General features: G+C 68.5%; 17 protein-coding genes. 7 read left to right on the top strand and 10 right to left on the bottom strand.

What is annotated here, in order from left to right; all coding sequences use genetic code 11:
- Positions 1-78: 78 nt before the first annotated feature.
- Both AC5RVV_RS11490 and AC5RVV_RS11485 read right to left on the bottom strand, forming a co-directional pair.
- Positions 79-1359 carry an ABC transporter substrate-binding protein gene (locus AC5RVV_RS11490; protein WP_494001518.1) on the bottom strand — a complete coding sequence of 427 codons (1281 nt, stop codon included), beginning with the start codon at positions 1357-1359 and terminating at the stop codon, positions 79-81.
- Positions 1360-1506: 147 nt separating this feature from the next.
- Positions 1507-2727, bottom strand: coding sequence for an ROK family transcriptional regulator (locus tag AC5RVV_RS11485; RefSeq protein WP_494001517.1), 1221 nt, complete (start codon positions 2725-2727; stop codon positions 1507-1509).
- A 145-nt stretch (positions 2728-2872) separates the two neighbouring features.
- Between AC5RVV_RS11485 and AC5RVV_RS11480 the strand changes: the two genes are divergently transcribed.
- Complete coding sequence (locus tag AC5RVV_RS11480) at positions 2873-3598, top strand: hypothetical protein (RefSeq protein ID WP_494001516.1); 726 nt, start codon at positions 2873-2875, stop codon at positions 3596-3598.
- Between the two features lie 15 nt (positions 3599-3613).
- On the opposite strand, the gene AC5RVV_RS11475 is transcribed toward AC5RVV_RS11480, so the two are convergent.
- From AC5RVV_RS11475 to AC5RVV_RS11460, 4 genes are all read right to left on the bottom strand, one after another.
- Positions 3614-4147: a gamma carbonic anhydrase family protein gene (locus AC5RVV_RS11475; RefSeq protein ID WP_494001515.1), complete on the bottom strand. Its 534-nt coding sequence runs from the start codon at positions 4145-4147 to the stop codon at positions 3614-3616.
- A 73-nt stretch (positions 4148-4220) separates the two neighbouring features.
- Positions 4221-4832 carry a class I SAM-dependent methyltransferase gene (locus tag AC5RVV_RS11470; RefSeq protein WP_494001514.1) on the bottom strand — a complete coding sequence of 204 codons (612 nt, stop codon included), beginning with the start codon at positions 4830-4832 and terminating at the stop codon, positions 4221-4223.
- Positions 4833-4948: 116 nt separating this feature from the next.
- Positions 4949-5809, bottom strand: a complete 861-nt coding sequence (gene purU / locus AC5RVV_RS11465; protein ID WP_494001513.1) for a formyltetrahydrofolate deformylase — start codon at positions 5807-5809, stop codon at positions 4949-4951.
- A 5-nt stretch (positions 5810-5814) separates the two neighbouring features.
- A complete protein-coding gene (locus tag AC5RVV_RS11460) occupies positions 5815-6924 on the bottom strand; it encodes an FAD-dependent oxidoreductase (protein WP_494001512.1) in 1110 nt (369 codons plus the stop codon).
- 330 nt (positions 6925-7254) lie between these two features.
- Between AC5RVV_RS11460 and AC5RVV_RS11455 the strand changes: the two genes are divergently transcribed.
- The 4 genes from AC5RVV_RS11455 (at position 7255) to AC5RVV_RS11440 (ending at position 12158) form a co-directional block, all read left to right on the top strand.
- Positions 7255-8352, top strand: a complete 1098-nt coding sequence (locus tag AC5RVV_RS11455; RefSeq protein WP_494001511.1) for a S1C family serine protease — start codon at positions 7255-7257, stop codon at positions 8350-8352.
- A gap of 247 nt (positions 8353-8599) precedes the next feature.
- Positions 8600-9880: a serine hydroxymethyltransferase gene (gene glyA, locus AC5RVV_RS11450; protein WP_494001510.1), complete on the top strand. Its 1281-nt coding sequence runs from the start codon at positions 8600-8602 to the stop codon at positions 9878-9880.
- 1 nt (position 9881) lies between these two features.
- Positions 9882-10781 (top strand): bifunctional methylenetetrahydrofolate dehydrogenase/methenyltetrahydrofolate cyclohydrolase, encoded by a 900-nt coding sequence (locus AC5RVV_RS11445; RefSeq protein ID WP_494001509.1) that lies wholly within the window; start codon positions 9882-9884, stop codon positions 10779-10781.
- 399 nt (positions 10782-11180) lie between these two features.
- Positions 11181-12158, top strand: a complete 978-nt coding sequence (locus AC5RVV_RS11440; protein WP_494001508.1) for an endonuclease domain-containing protein — start codon at positions 11181-11183, stop codon at positions 12156-12158.
- A 235-nt stretch (positions 12159-12393) separates the two neighbouring features.
- Here AC5RVV_RS11440 and AC5RVV_RS11435 read toward each other — a convergent pair whose 3' ends face one another.
- Positions 12394-13788: an MFS transporter gene (locus AC5RVV_RS11435; RefSeq protein WP_494001507.1), complete on the bottom strand. Its 1395-nt coding sequence runs from the start codon at positions 13786-13788 to the stop codon at positions 12394-12396.
- Positions 13789-14055: 267 nt separating this feature from the next.
- Between AC5RVV_RS11435 and AC5RVV_RS11430 the strand changes: the two genes are divergently transcribed.
- Positions 14056-14970, top strand: a complete 915-nt coding sequence (locus tag AC5RVV_RS11430; RefSeq protein ID WP_494001506.1) for a LysR family transcriptional regulator — start codon at positions 14056-14058, stop codon at positions 14968-14970.
- 102 nt (positions 14971-15072) lie between these two features.
- On the opposite strand, the gene AC5RVV_RS11425 is transcribed toward AC5RVV_RS11430, so the two are convergent.
- From AC5RVV_RS11425 to AC5RVV_RS11415, 3 genes are all read right to left on the bottom strand, one after another.
- The gene (locus tag AC5RVV_RS11425) at positions 15073-16326 is read right to left on the bottom strand and encodes an NAD(P)/FAD-dependent oxidoreductase (RefSeq protein ID WP_494001505.1); all 1254 of its coding nucleotides are present in this window, start codon (positions 16324-16326) and stop codon (positions 15073-15075) included.
- Between the two features lie 9 nt (positions 16327-16335).
- On the bottom strand, positions 16336-16662 hold the full coding sequence (locus AC5RVV_RS11420; RefSeq protein ID WP_494001504.1) for a 2Fe-2S iron-sulfur cluster-binding protein: 327 nt from the start codon (positions 16660-16662) through the stop codon (positions 16336-16338).
- 61 nt (positions 16663-16723) lie between these two features.
- Positions 16724-17914: a cytochrome P450 gene (locus AC5RVV_RS11415; protein WP_494001503.1), complete on the bottom strand. Its 1191-nt coding sequence runs from the start codon at positions 17912-17914 to the stop codon at positions 16724-16726.
- A gap of 189 nt (positions 17915-18103) precedes the next feature.
- Between AC5RVV_RS11415 and AC5RVV_RS11410 the strand changes: the two genes are divergently transcribed.
- A complete protein-coding gene (locus tag AC5RVV_RS11410) occupies positions 18104-19027 on the top strand; it encodes a LysR substrate-binding domain-containing protein (protein ID WP_494001502.1) in 924 nt (307 codons plus the stop codon).
- Positions 19028-19029 lie beyond the last annotated feature (2 nt).

Here is a 19029-nt window from a genome sequence, read left to right as displayed (position 1 = left end):
GCCGCCGTACACGCCGGTGTGACATGGAAGGGCGGGCGCGGTGGTGGTGCCGCGCCCGCCCTTCCGGGGCGTCCTGGCTTACTGCCCGAACTTCTCGGCGATGGATGCCAAGGATTCCTGCAGGGCAGCCACGTCCTGCGGGCCGCCGAACTTGCTGACGGCGGTGCTCAGCTCGTTCAGCCAGGCCACCGGCACGGCGGCGCCGTGGGCCAGCGAGGACACGATGGTGTCGGACGAGAAGTCCTCGATGGCGCTCTGCTGGTATTCGCCGAACTCGTCGGACGGCACGTCGGTGCGGGCCGGGATGGAGCCCTTCGCCGCGTTGAATGCCTGCTGGCCCTCAACGCTGGAGATGGTGGTCAGCCAGGCCTCGGAACCGGCCGGGTTGGGAGCACCCTTGGGCAGTGTGAACGAATCGGCCAGGAAGTCGAAGATGCCGTCGGTGCCCGGGGTGGGGAAGTAGACGTAGTCCTCACCGGGCTTCTTGCCGTCCTGCGCGAACTTGGCTTCGGCCCAGTCGCCCATCACGTTGTAGGCGGCGGCGCCGTCCTCCACCAGCTGGGTGGCAGGACCCCAGTCGCTGAGGGTGTCACGGTCGGAGTTGGTGTAGCCGAGGGTCTTCTTGTAGTTCTCGATGGCTTCGGTCACGTCGGGGCCGGACCAGTCGGTGGTGCCGTCCCAGAGCCCGTTGTAACCCTCGGCGCCAAGGGTGGCGAGCAGGATGTTCTCGAACAGCTGGACCTGGGTCCAGGTGCCGGCCACGGCCAGCGGGGTCTTCCCCGCCTCCTTGATCTTGTCCATGTCCGCGAACCAGGCGTCGAGATCGGCCGGCGGGCTGTTCGGATCCAGGCCGGCGTCCTTCAACACGTCCACGTTGGCCCACACCACGTTGGCCCGGTGGATATTCGACGGGACGGAGTAGATCTTGCCCTCAACGGTCAGCCGGTCCAGCAGGTCCTGGGGGAACGCCTCGTTGAGCTGGGCGTCCTCGTAGAAGGAGGTGAGGTCCTCGAGCTGGTCGGCGGCGATGTAGTCCTGCAGCTCGGCGCCGGCATGCGCCTGGAACGAGTCCGGCGGATTGCCCGACTTCAGGTTGGCCGCCAGCACGCTCTTGGCCTGGCTGCCGGCGCCGCCGGCGACGGCAAGGTTGTCGAACTTCAGCTCCGGATACTGTTCGGTGAAGATTTCCACCAGCGCATCCAGCCCGACCTTCTCGGAACCGTCCGCCCACCAGGTGAAGACTCCTACCGACCCCGACGCTTCCTCAGGGTTGGCTTCGTCCACCGCGCTTCCGCCGCCGCACGCGGACAGGAGCAAACCCGCGGCCGCAACGCCGGCGAGCAAAGATTTGCGTCGCATAAACGCCTCCATCAATCAGCAGTCATGGCCACGGGGTCGGCAAGACCCGCACACGGATGTGTGGCTTAGTACCGAAGTTAACTCCGTCACACACCTTGTCGTCAAGAGTTGAACGCAAACACGATCCCGGGACGGTCCCGTCCGTGCTTAGGCGACGGGGAGTTCGGCCTGTTGAAGCACCAGCGTCGCAGCGCCCAACGCCTCGGCCCGGCTGCCCAAGGTGGACATCGCCAACTCCGTGGATTCTCCGACTACCGGAACCGCGTGGCGCAGCAGCCCGCGCCGTATCGGGTCCAGCAGGATGCTGCCGAGGCCCGTCAGCGAACCGCCGACCACGATGACCTCGGGATTGAGCAGGTTGCAGACGTTGGCGAGGGCGCGTCCCACGGCCAGGCCCGCATCATCGATCACGCGCAGGACGGCCGGGTCGCCCTCCAGTGCGATCCGGACGATGTCCTCGGTGCCGATGGGCTCGCCGCGGCCGCGGCTGAGCAGATCGATCATGGTGGAGGTGGAGGCCACCGTCTCCAGGCACCCGCGGTTGCCGCACCGGCAGATGATGCCGTGTTCGGCGACCGTGGCATGGCCTACCTCGCCCGTGACGCCGACATGGCCGTAATAGAGCTTGCCGTTGAGGACCAGGCCGGCCCCGATCCCGGATCCGATCTTCAGGAAGACCAGGTTCTGCGCGTGCTGGTAGGGGCCCCAGCTGACTTGGGCGAGGGCGCCCAGGTTTGCGTCGTTGTCCACAAAGACGTCGGTGCCGAACCTCTCCCGCAGCCGGGCCAGCAGGTTGATGCCCACCCATTCGGGCAGGATGGCACCGTGGATCACGGTGCCGGTCCTCCGGTCGATCGGGCCCGGTATGCCTGCGCCCACCCCGATCACGGCCCGGGGGGAAACGGAGTTTTCATCCAACAGCCGCTGCGCCAGCCGGGCGGCGGTGTCGATGCCCTGCTCGGCCCCGTGGCCGAGCGGCAATTCGACGGCGCCTTCGGCGAGCACCTGGTGGTCGAGGCTGACCAGCACCACGTGCACGTGCCGGCGGCCGAAATCCACTCCGACGGCAACCGCGCCACGGCCGTCGAGCAGGACCGACAGGGCGCGGCGGCCGGAACTCGTGGTGGGCGCGGTGCTGACCAGTCCGTCGTCGGCCATCGCCTTGACGATGTTGGAGACCGTGGCGGTGGACAGCCCCGTTTGCCGGGACAGTTCGGCCTGGGTAAGCGGGCCACGGGACATCAGCGCCTGCAGGACCCGTTGGCTGTTCCGCCGCCGCAGGGCGCTTTGGGACCCCGGCCGGAGCTGGGGTGTGCGCGGCACCGGAGGCTGCGGGGCCTCGAGGGTGGACGGCTGATCGGCTCGCATACAGAAAAGCGTGCGGCAGCGCCGCCTTGTAGTCAAGAAGTTAACGCAACTTCCTCGGCGCGGCCCGTGTGCTGCCGAACCTTGCCACGGATCCGGCCGGCCTTTCCCGAGCGTAGACTGGCCGCAACGCGCGGAGGCGAATGACATGGAAGACCTCAGGCTCACTGTCAACGATCTGGAACGCAACGCACGGCTTCCCGCCGGCGACGACGAACGGTTCTTCGGTTACGTCGTGTCGGGGCTGACCTTCTCCTCCGGCCATGTGCTGGGGCTGCGGCGGTTTCCGGTCACCTCGGTCGGCCCCGGCTACACCTCCGTGTGGCTGCGTGACCCCGCCGAAAACTGGAGCATCTTCACCACGGTGCCGGCGGAAAAATCCTGTCCCCGGTATTTCGGCAGCGGACTGCGGCACACCTCGGTGCACGCCATCGCGGTTGATTGGATCGGGCCGCGCGGTTTCACCGTGTCCATCCCGGACATCGACTTCTCTTGGGACGCAACCGTCTCGGACACTCCGGTCACCCGGCTCATGTCCGGAATGACGGCCAAGACGCCGGACCGGCTGTGGCAGAGTGGCCCCTTCCTGGCCGCCATGGGCGTCATGTCAGGCCCGGCACTGCGGCTGGGGCGGATGCGGCTGGCGGGGACCGCCCCGAACCGGCAGCGGTTCCGCGCCGCCCCGCGCCGGCTGTGGTTCATTGACAACAGCAGTGCACGGCTGGGGGCAACGGACTTCGGGCCGCCGGGACCGCTTCCCGAGCAGGCCAGGCTGGGCGGCTTCTGGGTCCCGCAGCGCGGTACGTTCATGATCGGCACGGCCGCCTTTGAGACCCTCGATCCGGCCAGGCACCTGCAGCAATCCACGGCCTGACCGGGCTCTCAGCGGCTATGCCTCCGCGGCGTCGTCGATCGCGTCGCGGTGCAAGGCGGCGATTTCCACGTAGCGGGCGGCGTTGTCCAGCACCGACTGGTACTCGTCCTCGCTGAGTTCGCGGCGGACCTTGGCCGGGACACCCGCGACGAGCGAACGCGGGGGGATCTGTGTGCCCTCCAGCACGACGGCGCCGGCTGCCACCAGCGAACCCTCACCGACCACCGCGCCGTTCATGACCGTGGCGCTCATGCCGATCAGGCAGTTGTCCTCGATCGTGCAGCCGTGAATCACGGCGGCGTGGCCGACGCTGACGCCGGCGCCGACGGTGCAGGGGAAACCGGGGTCCGCGTGCAGGACCACGTTGTCCTGCAGGTTGCTGCGCTCGCCGACGCGGATGGGAGCGGTGTCGCCGCGGACGCTGACGCCGTAGAAGGCGCTGGAGTCGGCTGCCAGCGCCACGTCGCCGCTGAGCGTCGCCGTGGGGGCGACGAAGGCGGACGGATCGACGGCCGGCAGCATGCCGGAGATGGTGATGATGTGGGCCATCCCATCAGCCTAGCGACACCGGACCCGCCGCAGGAGCTTCGTGACGGACCTTCCGTGCCGCGGAGCCTGCCGCTCACGGCTTGGTCAGGATAAAGAACTGATAGTGCCGGTCGGACTCCGGCCGCTCCCAGGTGGTGAAACCGGAGATCAGGCCGTGCTCCCCGAAGAGCCGCCGGACGGTTGCGTCGCTGCGGCGGCTGTAGAAGCGGCGCGGTTCGAAGTCGTCGTCGGCAACGATGCCCTCCTCGTCGTCGCCGGACCAGAGCCCGACCGCCAGCGGAGCGCCCGAGGCCAGGACCCGCATGGTCTCGGCGAGAACATCCGGCAGGTCCTGGTCGGGGATGTGCAGCAGCGTGCTCATGGTCCAACCGGCGGAGAACGTTCCCCCGGCGAACGGCAACTCCCGGGCCGAACCGACCACCGCCTCCAGGTGCTTCGTCCGGGCCAGCCGGACGTTCTGCTCGGACAGATCCACGCCGGTGTAATGGATTCCCGCGGCCTTGAACGCGAGCCCGTCCGTGCCGGTGCCGCAGCCGATCTCCAACACGCTGTGCCGCCGGGCTGCGACCAGGGAGGCAATGAATTCCTGCCGGGCTGCGTCCCTGCGGGGATCCCTCCAGCGCCGGTCGCGCTCGGGCGCCTGCCGGTCGTAGAACGCCCTCAGTTCAGGCTCATGGTTGCCCATCCGATGAGAGTACGCCCCTGCGCCGGGCCGGGCACAGGGGCGGACACCGCCGTCGTGAATGGACCACTGAGAGGGCCCCGACGAGGGGAGCCCGGCGCGTGGACGCCGGCGTCGAACTAGTTGAAGACGACGGTGCGGGTGCCGTCGAGGAGCACGCGGTGTTCGGCGTGCCACTGCACGGCGCGAGCCAGGGTGCGCGCCTCGCCGTCCCGGCCCAGGGCCACGAACTGCTCGGCGGTGTGGGCGTGGCGGACCGGAATGACTTCCTGGTCGATGATCGGGCCCTCGTCCAGGTCGCCGGTGACGTAGTGCGCCGTGGCGCCAATCAGCTTCACACCGCGGGCGTGCGCCTGGTGGTACGGCCTGGCGCCCTTGAAGCTGGGCAGGAACGAGTGGTGGATGTTGATGGCCTTGCCGGCCAGTTCAGTGCAGAGCTCGTTGCTGAGCACCTGCATGTAGCGGGCCAGCACCACCAGTTCCACGTCGTGTTGCGCGGCCAGGTCCCGCAGGGCCTGCTCGGCCTGCGGCTTGGTGTCCGGGGTGACCGGAATGTGGTGGAAGGGGATGCCGTAGAACGCGGCGAGCTCGGCCAGGTCCTGGTGGTTGGAGACGATGGCGGGGATCTCGATCGGCAATGTGCCGGAGCGCTGCAGGAACAGCAGGTGGTTCAGGCAGTGGGCCGACTTGGACGCCATCAGCAGCGTGCGCATCTTCACGCCGTCGCGGCGCAGCTTCCAGTCCATGCCGAACTCCTGCGCGACCGGCTGCAACCGGTCATGGAGTTCGGTGTAGGAGAGGTCCGTGGCCACAGCCACCCGCATGAAGAACCGGCCCGACTGCGGGCTGCCGTACTGCTGCGAGTCGGTGATGTTTCCGCCGGCCCCGGCCAGGGCGCCGGCGACGGCATGTACGATGCCGGGGCGGTCCGGGCAGGAGAGGATCAGGGTGTAGGCGGTGGCGGCGGGGGCTTCAGTCACGCATCCTAGGGTACCGGCTGCGCTTCGGCTTCTGCGGCAAGGTACCTGCCGGCGGCCACGGCGGCCGCCCGGCCGGCGCGGGTGGCCCCGACCGTGGACGCGGATGCGCCGTATCCCACCAGGAACAGCCGCGGCTCCTTCGCCACCGAGACGCCGTCGTCGCCCATCCTGATCCCGCCGCCCGGTTCACGCAGCCGCAGCGGCGCCAGGTGGTCCAGTGACGGCCGGAATCCGGTGGCCCAGAGGATGACGTCCACGTCTTCGGCCGAGCCGTCGGCGAATTCGACGCCGTGCTCCGTGATGCGGGCCAGCTTTCCGCGCGAGACGAGCACGCCGTCGTCGATGCCCTTCCGGTACGTCTCGGTCAGCGGCAGCCCGGTGGCGGCAACCACGCTCAGGGTGGGCAGGCCCGCGCGCGTGCGCTCGCTGACGCGGCGTTCCACGTCGACACCCCATTCCATGTCGAACGGGGCGGCGGTAAAGTCGGGGTCGCGGCGGGTGGACCAGAGCGTGTCCGCGCCGGCCGCGTCCAGTTGGAGCAGGAACTGCAGCGCGGACGTCCCGCCGCCGACCACCAGCACCCGCTGCCCGCGGAACTCGTCCGCCAACCAGAAGTTCCGGGTGTGCAACTGGCGGCCGCGGAACGTCTCCCGGCCCGGGTAGTGCGGCCAGTGCGGCTTGTCCCAGGTGCCGGTGCCGCTGATGACGGTCCGCGCCAGCCACTCGCCGCCGGTGGCGCTGCGCACGCGCAGGAAGGTACCGTCGTCGTCCACCGAGGTCACGCGCACGGGCCGGTGCACGGGGAGATTGAACCGCCGCTCGTAGGTGCCGTAATAACGGCGCACGACGGCGGAGGACGGCTCCTGCGGGTCCGGAACCCCGAGGGGCAGGCCGGGGAGGTCGTGCAGGCCGTGCGCCGCGTCGAAGGTCAGCGAGGGCCAGCGGTGGCGCCAGGCGCCGCCGGGGCCGTCGTTGGCGTCGAGGACCACGAAGTCCTGGTCCGGGACCAGGCCGCGGCGGGCCAGTTGGTAGGCGGCGCTCAGCCCGGCCTGGCCCGCGCCGATCACCACCGCCTGCAGCGGCTGTTGCCCGGTGCCGATTGCCTGGTCCGTCACGATGCCCCTCCGATTTGTTGACACTTCAACATCTGTCCGGTGCAACGATGGCCGCCGGCCGGGTATTCCGTGGGCGGCGGCCGGGACGCTGAGGCGGGCGGGGAGCGTGGCGGGCCGGCGGGACGCTGAGGCGGGCGGCGGGGGAGCGTGGAGGGCGGGCCCGAGAGCGCAGCGGGCCGGTGGCCCGGGATCCCATGGCAGACCGGCCCGAGAGTGTGGCGGGCCGGCGGGAAGAGTATCGCGTGCCGGATCCATCCGATGGCCGTAAGGCGTTTTCTGCCCATCCCGATGGGTCTAGGGTGGCAGCAGCGACGACGGAAGGTCCGGGCCATGACGCATTTGGAACGGGAGAAAACGCTCCGTAGTGCAGGGCGCGTGCTGCTGGTCGCCGCGCTCCTGGCTGGCCTGGCCGGGTGTACCGGCGAGACCGGCGGGGAGCCGGCCGTGACCGGCGGAGGGGACCCGGCCGCGACCGGCGGGACCACGCAGGCGCCGGGTGATGCAGGAGGACAGCCCGCGGGGGCGCAGCCTGCCGGCGGCATTCCGGAGATCGTGGAGAACGTGCAGCCGTCGGTGGTGACGGTCTTTACCGACAACGGCCTGGGCAGCGGCGTGGTCTATTCCGGAGACGGGCTGATCCTGACCAATGAACATGTGGTCGGCGACAGCACCACCGTGGAGGTTGGCTTCGCCGACGGGCAACGCAGCGCGGGCAAGGTGCTGGCGACGGATGCGGTGTCCGATCTGGCCTTGGTGCGGACCGAGCGAGACGGGCTCCCGGCCGCCGAGTTCAACACGTCGCTGCCGACGATTGGCGAACTTGCCGTGGTGATCGGTTCGCCGCTGGGCTTCGAGAATACTGCCACGGCAGGCATTATCTCCGGCCTGCACCGTTCCATCCCGGGCTCCGCCTCGTCGAGCCTGGCGCTGGTGGACCTGATCCAGACCGACGCGCCGATCAGCCCCGGCAACTCGGGCGGCGCCGTCGTCAATGCGCGGAGCCAGGTGGTGGGCATCAGCGAGGCCTACATCCCGCCGGAGGCCGGCGCGGTGTCGCTCGGTTTCGCCATCCCCGCCGCCACCGCCCGGGAAGTCGCCGAGGAACTGCTCGAAGACGGGACCGCCGACCACGCTTTCATGGGCCTGACTCCCGCCAGCATCACGGCGGCGATCGCCGAGCAGCTTGGCGTGCCGCAGGCGGAGGGCGTCCTGGCCCTGTCCGTAGGCAACGGCGGCCCGGCCGACGAGGCGGGAATCCGCGCCGGCGATGTGCTGCTGAGCGTGGACGGCGAGGCGCTGGCGAGCGCCGAAGACCTGCTGGCCGCCATCCGCCAGCACAACCCGGGCGACACAGTCAGCGTGGAAGTGCGCCGCGACGACGAGACCCGGAGCGTGCAGGTTGCGCTCTCGGACCGCCCGGTGCCGTGACCGGCTGCTAGGATTGGCTCGCCGCGACTGGCGTTAGGTGGGACACCACCAGGAAGCGGCAGCAGGGCCGGAGACCGTTGGTTGCCGCTCCTGCATATACCGACCTCGGATCGCACGCCTGGGACGCAAGGTCACCTTCGGGCCGGAGTGTGTCCGGGGCAGGTCATGCGTCATGCGTGCGGGTGCCTGCAGCCGGTAATCTGGCCTGTAGCAGTGAGATAAGCCCCACCACCCAGGAGATTCTCCCTTGACTTCTACGCCCTCTGTGACCGATCTGCCGCTGTCCCAGGTGGATCCTGAAATCGCCGCCGTGATCGACGCCGAACTCGGTCGCCAGCGCGACACTCTCGAAATGATCGCCTCCGAAAACTTCGCGCCGCGTTCGGTGCTCGAAGTCCAAGGCTCGGTCCTGACCAACAAATACGCCGAGGGATACCCGGGACGGCGCTACTACGGTGGCTGCGAGCACGTAGACGTCGCCGAAAACCTGGCCATCGAGCGGGCCAAGTCGCTCTTCGGCGCGGAATTCGCCAACGTCCAGCCGCACGCCGGCGCCCAGGCCAACGCGGCCGCCCTCTCCGCCCTGATCCAGCCGGGCGACAAGATGATGGGCCTGTCCCTGGCGCACGGTGGCCACCTCACGCACGGGATGAGGCTGAACTTCTCCGGCAAGCTCTACCAGGTCGCCGCCTACGAGGTTGACCCGAAGACCTTCCGGGTGGACATGGATAAGGTCCGCGAACAGGCGCTGGCCGAACGCCCGAACGTGCTTGTGGCCGGCTGGTCCGCGTACCCCCGCCAGCTGGACTTCGAGGCCTTCCGTTCCATCGCCGACGAGGTCGGAGCCTACCTCTGGACCGACATGGCGCACTTCGCCGGGCTGGTCGCCGCCGGCCTGCATCCGAACCCGGTGCCGCACTCGGACATCGTCACCTCCACGGTCCACAAGACCCTGTCCGGCCCGCGCTCCGGCGTGATCCTGGGCAAGGAAGCCTTCGCCAAGAAGGTCAACTCGGCCGTGTTCCCGGGCCAGCAGGGCGGCCCGCTGATGCATGTGGTTGCTGCCAAGGCGGTGGCCTTCAAGATCGCCGCCGGCGAGGAATTCAAGCAGCGCCAGGAACGCGTGCTCGAAGGCGCCCGGATCCTGGCCGAGCGACTGGCCGCCGCCGACGTGGCCGAGGCCGGCGTGTCCGTGCTGACCGGCGGCACCGACGTCCACCTGGTCTTGGTGGACCTGCGCAATTCCCAGCTGGACGGCAAGCAGGCCGAAGACCTGCTCCACGAGGCAGGCATTACGGTCAACCGCAACGCCGTGCCGTTCGATCCGCGCCCGCCGATGGTTACCTCGGGGCTGCGCATCGGTACGCCGGCGCTGGCCACCCGCGGTTTTGGGGCGGCCGAATTCACCGAGGTCGCAGACATCATTGCCACCGCGCTCAAGGGCGGCGCCGATACCGCCGCCTTGCGGGCCCGCGTGAAGAAGCTCGCCGACGACTTCCCGCTCTACCCCGGCCACGAGGAGTGGTGACATGAACCTCTACACGACCCCGCCGACCGCCCGCGTGCTGGACGGCAAGGCCACCGCGGCGCAAATCAAGACCGAGCTCACGGAACGGGTAGCGGCGCTCAAGGCCAGGGGCATCGTGCCCGGTCTGGGTACCGTGCTCGTCGGTGAGGACCCGGGCAGCAAATGGTACGTCGGCGGCAAGCACAAAGACTGCGCCGAAGTGGGCATCGAGTCGATCCGCCGCGACCTGCCTGACTCCGTCTCGCAGGAGGAACTCGAAGCGGTCCTCGACGAGCTCAACGCCGACCCGGCCTGCACCGGTTACATCGTGCAGCTGCCGCTGCCCAAGCACATCGACACCAACCGCATCCTGGAGAAAATCGACCCGGCCAAGGACGCCGACGGCCTGCACCCGATGAACCTGGGCCGGCTGGTGCTCAACGTGGGCGAGCCGCTGGACTCGCCGCTGCCCTGCACCCCGCACGGCTGTGTCGAGCTGCTGCTGCGCCACGACGTCGAGTTGGCGGGCAAACGCGTGCTGGTCGTCGGCCGTGGCGTCACCGTGGGGCGCCCCCTGGGCCTGTTGCTGACCCGCAAGGAGATCAACGCGACGGTGATCCTTGCCCATACCGGAACGATCGACCTGGCGGCGGAACTGCGCGAGGCCGACGTCGTGATTGCCGCCGCCGGGATGCCGCACATGATCAAGGCATCCGACCTCAAGCCCGGCGCCGTCGTGCTGGACGTTGGGGTCAGCCGCGTCGAGGACGAGGACGGCAAGGCCCGGGTGACCGGCGACGTGGAGCCCGAGGCCCGCAACGTGGCCAGTTGGCTTTCGCCCAATCCGGGCGGCGTCGGTCCGATGACGCGCGCCATGCTGCTGGCCAACGTCGTGGGAGCCGCCGAGCGCCAGGCCGGCTGAACCTTGCGCTGAACGTCAAGAGGGCGGTGTCCGGACTCCGGACGCCGCCCTCTGACGTTTCCGGCCACGCTGCTTGGTTCCAGCCGGCGTTGTTCGGTAAGCGTGCGGCCGGGCGCTTGGCCTCACCGGCGGCCGGAGATTCAGGGGCGGCCGGGGGTTAACCTCGTGCGCGGCCGGAGAATCAGCGGCGGCCGGGCTGAGCCGGCAGCCAATCATGAGCGGCGGCCGAAACTGTTCCGGCAGCCAATCGTCAGCAGCCCCCGGGGCGGCGGCAACTTTGGCGACAATGGACTGGCGGAAAGTTGCAGCGACACGCCGACGTTCGCTGCAGCTACTCGCCACTCGATGACCTGTGAATAACTTCCGCACGCCAGGGCGCCGGCTGTAGATAATGTCCGGATGAGTCCAGCACACCGACCGGGACCGGAACAGCACCTGCCACGGCTGAGGCCGCTCCCGCCGCACCTGCAGGCCGCCGCGTTCACGATCGAGGACGGCCTGAAATCGGGGCTGAGCAAGAACCAGTTGCGCCACCCACGCCTCATCCGCATAAGCCGGGGCATCTGCACCCTCCAGCCGGCCGGCCTCGACCTCGCAGCCCGCGTGCGCCCGTTCACGCGGATCAGCGATTCGAGCGCTGCCTCACATGACACCGCGGCACGCCTTTGGGGCTTTCCCGAACCTGCCGCCGGCTTCGATCGGCGGGTCCATATCTCGCGTCCAAGCGACCGCGCACGGATGCAACGCCCGGGCGTGGTGGGCCACCGGTCCCGGCTCGTTCCGGATGAAGTGGCTTGGGTGGACGGACTGTGCGTCACGACGCGCACGCGGACATGGCTGGACTTGGCGGAGGCCCTCGATCTGGCTGACTTGGTGGTGATAGCCGACTACCTCCTGCGCATTCCGCGGCCGGACTTCGAAGGGCGCGTGACTCCATTCACCACCCGGGAGGATCTTCAGGCCCTGCTGAGCCGCCACCCCGGAAAGCGGGGCCTGCACAAGGCTCGTGCAGCCTTGGCGTTGGCCCGGGTCGGAGCGGACTCTCCGCCCGAAACCAGGCTTCGGCTGGCCATGCGTAGCGCGGGATTGCCGGAACCCGAGGTGAACAAGCCGATCAGGGACGACGACGGCGCTATTCTGCACAGCCCCGACCTGTCGCTGCCTGAATACCGGATCGCCATCGAATACGAGGGCGAAGGCCACGGCCAGGCCGACCAAATAGCGCGGGACATCGAACGGGCGGAACGGGCCCGGGGAGCAGACTGGGACGAAGTCCGGATCTCCAGACGACACATGGCCAACGGCGCAGACCGCGCGATCCAAAAAATCACCGCGGCACTGCAGCGGCGTGGTTGGTCCGCGGAGCAGGCTGCCTGAGCTCACAACCAGCCCCCGCAGCATGTTCTGGTGGAGAAAGTACGACCCCGGTCGGGGCGCCGAAGAGGTCGACGGACCGGAGGACACAACCGAGGCGCGACGTCTCACCGGGCGCCGAAGAGGTCGACGGACCGGCCGGACACGACCGAGGCGGGCGTCCGGCCGGAATAGCTCCGGCAGGAAACCCGCCTCGGTGTTGAGTCAGCTGGGGTTACTCCAGCACAGCCTTGGTGGCTTAGACGCCGGCCTTGACGGCGTCGTCGGTGGAAACTCCGCGGCGCTTATCGAAGACGGTGGCGCCGACTTCCTGCTCGGCCTGATTGTTGATCGACAGATCGATGCCGGGGCGGTCGCGCAGGATCAGCACGGCGATGATGGAGATGATCGTCATGCCGAACAGGTACGCCGAGACGGAGCTGCTGGTCCCGGTGGAATTGATCAGTGCCTGGGCGATGGTCGGGGCGAACGCGCCGCCGAGAATCGCGCCCAGTGCGTAGGCGATCGAGACACCCGAGTATCGCACGGAGGCCGGGAATATCTCGCTGTACCAGGCCGCCTGCGGGCCGTAGCTCAAGCCCAGGCCGAAACTGAACAGCGCCAGCGCCAGGTACAGCATGCCCAGCGAACCGGTGTCGATCAGCCAGAACAGCGGGAAGACCGTCAGCAGCTGGGCGCCGAAACCAATCAGGTACGTGCGCTTGCGACCGATCTTGTCGGCCATGATGCCGGCCAGGGCGGTGAAGATGAACCACATGGCCGAGGCGAACGTGATGGCCAGCAGCACGTCGGTGCGCTCCATGCCCACTGCCTCGCTGGTGGCGTAGCTGGGGATGAACCCGCCGGTGGCCATGTAGCCGGCAGAGTTGTTGCCGGCGAAGATCAGTGCGGCCAGGATGACCAGCAGCCAGTGCTTGCGGAACAGTTCCACGATGGGGACCTTCTGCTGCTGCTTCTTGTCGGCAATCTCCTTGAACACCGGGGACTCGTCCACCGAGCGGCGAACCATGTAGCCGATGGCGATCAACACGACGCTAAGCAGGAACGGGATGCGCCAGCCCCACTCAAGGAAGGCCTCGCCGGGGGAGATCACGCCGGTCATCAAAGTCATGACGCCCGAAGCGAGCAGCATGCCGAGCGGAACACCCAACTGGGGGAAGGAGCCTGCACGGCCGCGGCGGTCACGCGGGGCGTGCTCCACGGCCATCAGGACGGCGCCGCCCCATTCGCCGCCGGCGGAGATGCCCTGCAGGATGCGCAGCGAGAGCAGCAGCACCGGGGCCAGGATTCCGGCCGTCTCGTAGGTTGGCAGGATGCCGATCAGCGTCGTCGCTGCACCCATCATCATCAGCGTGATGACCAGCATGGCGCGGCGTCCGAGCTTGTCGCCGTAGTGGCCCGCCAGGAAGGCGCCCAGAGGCCGGAACAGGAAGCTGATGCCAACGGAGGCGAAGGCAAGGAGCAGCCCGATGGATTCGCCGGCCGGCTCGAAGAACAGGTGCGCGAAGACCAGGCCCGCTGCCGTGGCGTAGATGAAGAAGTCGTACCACTCGATGGTGGTGCCGATGATGGTGGCAAACGCGACGCGACGCTGATTGGCGGCGGACGATTGCCCGGAAACTGTAGTGCTCATAGTTGTCCTCTTGGGTCGGTCACACCGAGGAGGCCGGCGCGACCAGATGGGTGGAGCTTAGGCAGGCGGGAACAACGAGGCCGGGGTGTTCGGCCCGGGTCGTGTGGTTCCGCCGCCGGGTCTGCTTAGCAGCCCGGCGATGCCCGCCGGTTGGGATCAGCCACCATTCGGGGCAGAACGTTGAACGTGACAACCATTGTGACACGCCTCGCAATCTTCGGTAAACTTCAGATAAGCGACGAACTTCTTTGATTGGACTGAAGTACTGTGGTCGATTTCACCTTGCGACAGCTTCAACTCTTCGCTGCCCTCCCGGACCATCCGACACTCAGCTCGGCTGCCGCCAGCCTAAACATCTCGGAGTCCGCGCTGTCACAGGCCATCACGGCCCTCGAACGGGCCGCGGGGGAGCAGCTCTGCGTGCGGCGAAAGGCGCGCGGCCTCCAGCTGACGCCGTCGGGCCAGTTCTTCGCGCAACGGGCCCGACTGCTGCTGCGCGATGCGGAAGCACTGATCAGCGACCTCTCAGGCGCAGCCGGCGAACTGAAGGGACCGGTGCGGTTGGGGTGCTTCGCGAGCTTCGCCAGCAGCGTCCTGCCCTCGGTGCTCGATCGCCTGCCCGAACAGTACCCGGGCATCAGCGTGGACGTCACGGTGGGCTCCCACGACGACCTGCTGCCTGCACTGGACGCCGGGCTGCTGGACCTGGCCATGGTCTACGACATGGAGCTCCCGGCCGGGTACAGCCAGCGCACCATCTATCAGACCGAGTTGCAGGCGGTGCTGCCGCCGGAACATCCCTTGGCCGGGCAGCCAACGGTGGATTTGGCGGACCTCGCCGCCGAACCCCTCATCATGTACGAGTCGAGTCCGAGCACGGCGAACACGTATCGCGTCTTTGAGGAACGCGGCCTGCGCCCGTACGTCGCCACGTCCATGCCGCAGGCGGTGCTGGTGCAGGCACTCGTCGGGCGGGGGCTGGGGTACGCGCTGCTGATGTCACGGCCGGCCGCCCCGGCCGTGACGGTCGAAGGCCGGCCGGTCGCGGTGCGACCGCTATCGCCGCCCGTATCGCAGACGACCATGTGTGCGATCTGGCCGGACACCATGGTCCTCAGTCCCAGGGCCGAGGCGGTGTTGGGCCATGCCGTGCAGGCACTGGGCAGCGGCGGAGGCACCTGACCCTGCCGCCACGACCTGACCCGCCGCGACCTGACCTGCCGCGCGCAACCTAACCCGCCGCCACCTGACCCGCCGCCGCTGCCTGCCTTACCGGTGGTGTTGCTAGAGCGCCGCCGGTTGCAGTTTGGAGTGCGCCTTGAGGCCGAAGGCGGGGTCGGCGGCCTGTTCGGGGGTGAGGGTGGCGCCGGCGGCGAGGAGGCGGCGGGCGGCCATGTGGTCGGCGGGCTGGTTGACGGATTCGACGGCGACCAGCACTCCGTTGCGGAAGCAGAAGACGGAGAACTTTTCGTCGGCGGGGTCGCCGCGGAGAACTACCTCGTCGCCGGGGGCGACCAAGCCGGCGATCTGCAGGCGCAGGGGCCCCTGGTTTGACCAGAACCAGGGCAGGTCCGCGTAGTTGCCGGACCCGGTGCCGAGGATGGCGCGGGCGGCGTGCCGGGCCTGGTCGGTGGCGTTCTGCACGGATTCGAGCCGTGTGCGGGCGCCGGCGTGGGCGTTGGGGAAGGACGCGCAGTCGCCTATGGCGTAGATGTCCGGGTCGGAGGTGCGCAGGGTGGCGTCCACAGTGATGCCGTTGTCCACCTCGAGGCCGGCGGCAGAAGCGAGTTCCGTGCGCGCGATGACGCCGACACCGACCACGACCAGGTCCGCGGGGTAGCGTTCGCCGGTGGTGCTGATGGCGGCGGTGACGTGCCCGGTCTCGTCGGCGTCGAAGGAGGCGATGCCTTCGCCCAGGCGCAGGGTCACGCCGAGACGCCGGTGCGCGGCGGCGAAGAACCCGCTCATGGTGGGGGTCAGGGCCCGGCCCATGGGCTGGTCGGCATATTCGAGGACGGTGACGTCCAAACCGCGGGCGCGGGCGGCGGCGGCGAACTCCAGGCCGATGAAGCCGGCGCCGATGACGACGACGGAGCCCACCGTGTCGAGGCGGGCGTGCAGGGTCTGGGCGTCGGTGAGGGTGCGCAGGCCGTGGATGCCGGCCAAGCCGGCGCCCGGGACGCTCAGTTCGCGGTTGGCGGCCCCGGTGGCGAGCACCAGCTTCGTGTAGGACAGGGTGGTGCCGTCGTCGAGGGTGACGGTCCTGGCGGCCCGGTCGATGGAGGTGGCGCGCACGCCGAGGCGGGCGTCGACGTCGTTGGTGGTGAAGAATTTTTCCGGGCGCAGCGGCAGCGGGGCCGGGGTCTTCCCGGCGGCCAGGTAGTCCTTGGACAGCGGGGGCCGCTGGTAGGGGTGGTGCGGCTCGTCGCCGAGCAGGGTGATCGCCCCGGTGTGGCCTTCCTTGCGCAGCGAATCCACCAGCTGCATGCCGGCCTGGCCGTTGCCAACAATGACGATGTTGCCTGACGTTTGCCTCATGGTCCGCCCTTAGATCTGGTCGTCGGGGATGTCGACTTCGATCTGTTCGAGGCCGTTGCCGACCGTGATCTGGCAGCCGAGCCGGCTGCGGGTTTCGTCACGGGGGCCGGCGGTGCAGTCGAGCATTTCGTCTTCGTCGTCGCCGATTTCGGGCAGGCCGTCGAGGTATTCGGGGCGGACGTAGACGTGGCAGGTGGCGCACATGGCCTGGCCGCCGCATTCGCCGACGATGCCGTCGACGCCGTTGGTCACGGCGGCGCGCATCAGGGAGGTGCCGGGGTCGACGTCGAGCACGTCCACGCTGCCATCCGAGTGGTGGAAGCTGATCTTTGCCATGGGGAAGTGTCCTTGCTGTGGGCGCTGGTTTGGGTGGAACGGAAGGGTGAGCGGGCCGGTCTTAGCCCCAGAGCACCGGGAATTTGGTCATGCCGCGGAAGACCCAGCCGGCGTCGACCGGAGTGTTGTCCGGATCCAGGCGGAGGTTCGGCAGTTCGCGGAAAACCTGCGGCATGGCAATGTGTGCCACCGACGCGCGTGCCACCCAGGCGCCCGCGCAGAAGTGGTTGCCGCCGCCGAATGCCAAGTGCGGCTTCTTCTCCCGGTTGATGTTGAAGGATTCGGGGTCCTCGAACACCGCCGGGTCGCGGTTGGCTGCGCCGACGACGATGCCCAGCCGCGCACCGGCCGGCAGTTGCATGCCTTCCACGACGGTGTCGCGCGTGACCTCCCGCGGGTACATGCCGATGGGTGCGACCCAGCGCACGGACTCCTCGAAGGCGCGCGCGTAGAGGGATTCGTCAGCGAGCACCTGGGCCAACTGGTCCGGGTTGGCCAGCAGCGCCCACACGGTGGTGCCCAGGACGTCGCGCGGTTCGTTGAGGCCGCCGCCGATGGTCATCTTCATGTTCGCCCGGATGGCCTCGAGCGGGATCGGCATGGAGGTGAGCCCGGACAGCAGGCTGGCATCCGGATTCTTGCGCAGGTAGGGCAGGATTTCATCGATCGCGTCGTCGACTTCGTTGTACGACTGCTCCGACTTGCTCCAGACGTCCGGGTCGTCCGCGTAGTTGCCGGTGCCGTCGATCATGGTCTGCGACCAACGCTGCATGTCTTCCTGGGTGGCATTGTGGAAGCCCATGATCAGACGCAGGTTTTCCGCGGCGTAGGGAGCGGCATACTCCCAGACAAAGTCGGCGCCCGGGCCGGCCGCCTTTAACTGCGCCAGGTATTTGTCGCTGTTGGCCTGGAAGATGGCGTTCCAGTGCTCCTTGATGGCTTTGGGCCGCAGCACGTTCCCGTAGGATTTCCGGTCCACCTCATGCTCCGGGTCGTCCTTGCGCAGCATCGAGTGGCCCATGGCCCGCTTCATGAGCGAATTGGTCTCGTTGGCCGAAAAACGCTCCTGGTCCTGCTCGATCACGTGGCAGGCCTGGTAGCTGGTAACCATGTACCGGTTGACGGCGGGCACCCAGTGCACGGGCGCTTCGGCCCGCAGCTTTTGATAGATCGGATACGGGTTCCGGTAGAGATCCGGGATGGTGACCCAGTCCGCGGTGGGAACCGGGCGGGCTTCGGTGGCGGCGGTCATTCTCGCTCTCCTCGTCATGTTGGTCCGGAAACGGGTTGCCGGATCCTTGCCGGCGGGCCTCGCACCGTACCCGGCGTGAGGTGTGTCTCCCACGAGTGTGACAGCAGACATATCCGCCGGTAAAGTGCATAAAGAGGGGAAATATCCCCCGAAAAGCTTTGGTTATATCCCTGCGGCGCAGGAGGCGCTTTGGTCCGGTACACGCTGCGGCAGCTGGCGTACTTTGTCGCAGTGGCAGAGGCCGGCACGATTGCCGCCGCCGCCGACGAACTCCATGTCTCACAGACGGCAGTGGCCGCGGCAGTGAAGGAACTGGAGCGTATTTTCGGCACGCAGCTCACGGTCCGCCGCAAGGCACACGGCGTCAGCCTGACACCTGCAGGCCGGCAACTGCACGCCCGCGCCGCAACCTTCCTGCGGGAGGCGGAGGAGCTGGAGCTGAGCACCAGCAGCGGCGGGGGAGAGCTGGCCGGCCCGCTGGTGGTGGGCTGCTATCTGACGTTGGCGCCGACTGTCCTGCCCGGGCTGCTGGAGCGTTTCGCCGCTGAGCATCCCAAGGTGCAGTTGGACTTCGTCGAAGGCACCCAGGATGCCGTGCAGGACAAGCTGTTCACGGGAGAGCTGGACCTGGCCATCGTCTACGACATGGACCTGCGGCCGGGACTGGAGTCGGTGCAGCTGGGCGCCATGCATGCCTACGCGCTATTGCCGGCCGACCACCGGCTGGCCGGCCGGGAGGCGGTGAGCTTGGCCGACCTGGCCGAGGAGCCAATGATCCTGCTCGATGCACCGCCGAGCAGCCATCACACGATGTCGGTGTTTCGTGACGCTTCCGTCGTGCCGAAAATCAAGTACCGCACCACTGACTTCGAGCTGACCCGCTCGCTGGTCGGGCGGGGTATCGGCTACTCGGTCCTGGTGCAGCGGCCGTCCGGCGATGCCACCTATGAAGGCCGGACTTTCACCGCGTTGCCAATCGAGCCGGCGGTCCGCCCGGTTGGCGTGAAGATCGTCTGGCCCGAAGGGGTCAGGCTGACCGACCGGGCCGCGGAGGTGGTCAGGTATGCGGTCGAGGCCCATGCGCCCCGCCAGAGTGGCGGCTCTGGCCGATGAGT

It is taken from the genome of Arthrobacter sp. MDT2-34-1, from assembly GCF_059091365.1.
This window is presented reverse-complemented; position numbering and strand designations above follow the sequence as displayed.